Annotated in this window: 3 protein-coding genes; 2 read left to right on the top strand and 1 reads right to left on the bottom strand. The window is 65.4% G+C overall.

The features are described 5' to 3' along the window. A partial coding sequence (locus CHB97_RS26575) for a hypothetical protein (RefSeq protein ID WP_200820138.1) occupies positions 1 to 332 on the bottom strand: 332 nt, incomplete at its 3' end. Between CHB97_RS26575 and CHB97_RS25600 the strand changes: the two genes are divergently transcribed. Then, positions 295 to 909 carry a putative Ig domain-containing protein gene (locus tag CHB97_RS25600; RefSeq protein WP_160106275.1) on the top strand — a complete coding sequence of 205 codons (615 nt, stop codon included), beginning with the start codon at positions 295 to 297 and terminating at the stop codon, positions 907 to 909. The genes CHB97_RS26575 and CHB97_RS25600 overlap by 38 nt on opposite strands. Before the next feature lie 109 nt (positions 910 to 1,018). Continuing rightward, positions 1,019 to 2,702 (top strand): TolC family protein (locus CHB97_RS25595; protein WP_089290849.1); only part of this gene is annotated, 1,684 nt, incomplete at its 3' end.

The following is a 2,702-nucleotide window of genomic DNA, read 5'->3' as shown; positions in this document are numbered from 1 at the left end:
CCGCCGCCGCCGCCGCCGCCGGCACCGGCACCGACCACGACAACGCCGACAGTCTCGGTCACCCCGACGGTTACGACCAGCCTGCCGACAACAACAGTCACGCCGACCGTCACGGTGACATCGGTCACGCCCACCATATCGGTGGCACCCGTCACGCCGACCGTCTCCATCGTCACGCCAACCGGTACGATTACCGCCACCTCCGGCTTCGTCGCCCCCGCCCAGACGGCGGTCAGCGGCGCTGCGGTGAACACAGGCGGGGCGATCGTCGCCAGACCGGTGGCCGATGTCTCCTTGTCAACCAGCGCCGGCAACTCCACCCAGGTCTTCACGCTGCCCCCGGCAACCTTCGTCCTTGCCGATGTCGGCTCGGCGGTGACCGTGCAGGCCACCCTGGCCGACGGCAAGCCGCTGCCGTCCTGGGTCAAGTTCGATCCCGCCTCCGGCACCTTCACCGTCAATGTGCCCGCGAATTTCAAGGGCACGCTGGAAGTGCGGGTGGTCGCCCGCACCGCCGAAGGGGATCAGGCTCAGACCCAGTTCGAACTGAATATCGGCACGCCGGCACAGGATCAGGCACCGGCCCAGCAGTCTCCCAACCAGGGCGATGGGCAGGGCCAGAACCGCGACCAGAACCAGGACGGGAACGGGCAACAGGCACCCGGCCAGCGTACCGACATCCAGGGCGACGGCACCCGCCGGGCCGCCGCCGACCCGGTACCGGAAGGCAAGCTGCCGGTGATCCAGCAGATCAAGCTGGCCAGCCGCAGCACGGGCTGGCTGGCCGACAGCCTGTCCTGGCTGGATAGTCTGGCAGCCGTCTGGCCCGGGGCGGATAATGCCGACCTCGGCGATGGCGGAAACGGGGCAGACGCCAAACCGGCCGAAACCGGTGAACGGGCGGCCTGATCATTCGATAATGCCGGGTGGTGCCAGCGGCACCACCCGGTTCCATCCAAGCAAATTCAATTGAGCTTGTAGAAGACAAGCCGCCTTCTGCGGCAACGAAGGGGTCATCATGTGGCACGGTCTTGAAAATTTCTCATCCAGCCTGCCGGTGCGCCGGGCGCGTTTGCTGGGGACATCGGCAATTCTGCTGATCGGTCTCGGTGCCTGCTCGATTACCCCCCAGCCAGTGGCGCTGAATGAGCAGATTGCCCAGGCCGCCGCTGATCGGGAAGCCATGTTCAACGGGCAGGAAGCCCTGAACGGCCCGGTCACGCTGGAACAGGCCTTGGCACGCGCCATCAAATATAACCTCCAGCATCGCCTGACCATGATGGAAAAGGCACTGGAGGATCGGTTGCTGGATGTCAGCGCCCATGATCTGCTGCCCAAGCTGACCGCCCGGGCTGGCCTGCGCACCCGGTCAAACGAATTGCTGACCGTATCGGAATCCCGCCGCACCGGCAGCCGTTCCATTGACCCCAGCCTCAGCCAGGACCGCAATGGCGGCAATGCCGACCTGCAGCTGTCCTGGAACGTGCTGGATTTCGGGCTCAGCTATTACGCTGCGCAAAGCCAGGCCAATCGCCTGCTGGCGTCAGAAGAACGCCGGCGCAAGGTGGTGCTGAGCATCACCGAACAGGTCCGCGCCGCCTATTGGGAAGCCGTCAGTGCCCAGCAGCTGAAGGATGAGGTGGCCACGGCCCTGACCGATACCCGCAAGGCCCTGGATTATGCCCGCCAGACAGAACAGCAGCGCCTGCTGCCCCCGCTGGAAAGCCTGCGCTTCCAGAAGGCATTGCTGGAAATTATTCAGCAGCTGGAGGCGCTGGATAGCGAGTTGGCCAGCACCCAGGCCACCCTGGCCAGCCTGATGAACCTGCCGCCAGCCACCAGCTTCCGCGTGGCAACCCCGGATACCAACGCCCTGGCCACGCCCAAAATGCCGCTTTCGGTCGATGATCTGGAAGCGATCGCCATGATCGAACGGCCCGAGGTGCGGGAAGAGGCCTATCTGGCCCGCAATACAGCGCTGGAAACCCGTTCAGCCCTGCTGCGCCTGCTGCCGGGCGCCAATCTCTATGGCGGGTTGAATTATGACAGCAACTCCTATCTGGTGAACCAGAACTGGGCCGATGCCGGCGTCCAGGTCACCTGGAACCTGTTCAACCTGTTGAACTGGTCAGACATCCGGGATGCCGGGGAAGCCCGCAAGCAGGTGGCGGAGGTGCGCCGCACCGCCCTGCGCATGGCCGTGCTGACCCAGGTCAACCTCTCCTACCATCGTTTCGAGCGTGCCCGTGGCCTGTTCGATCGGGCCGGCGAACTGGAGAATGTCGAAAGACGCATTCTGGGCAACGTCAATGCTGCGACACAGAACGATGCCCAGAACGTGCTTGAACTGGTGCGCGCCCGTGCGTCGGCCCTGCTGGCCAGCCGCGCCCGTGGCCGGGCCTATGCCGAGCTGCAGAACTCTCTGGGTGCAATCTATGCCTCGGCCGGGCTGGACCCGCTGCCGCGGGAAGTGAGCGCCGATAATGTCGATGCCCTGGCCGCTGGTATTGTCGCGGTTTCCAAGGATCTGGAAGCCGGCAAGGTGACGGTACCGCGCATCGCGCCCGCCACCACCGATGCGGCCAGCCCGCAGGCAACGGATGCCAGCACCCCGCCGGCGGAAAAGGTTGCCGAGGGCCCGGCGGGTACCCTGGACAGGATCGAACCCCCCGTGGTAACGCAGGGCCCGATTCAGATGGCTG

Source organism: Azospirillum sp. RU38E (genome assembly GCF_900188385.1).
Classification (GTDB): domain Bacteria; phylum Pseudomonadota; class Alphaproteobacteria; order Azospirillales; family Azospirillaceae; genus Niveispirillum.
The sequence above is the reverse complement of the archived record's forward strand: the minus strand, read 5'-3'. Positions and strand labels throughout refer to the sequence as shown.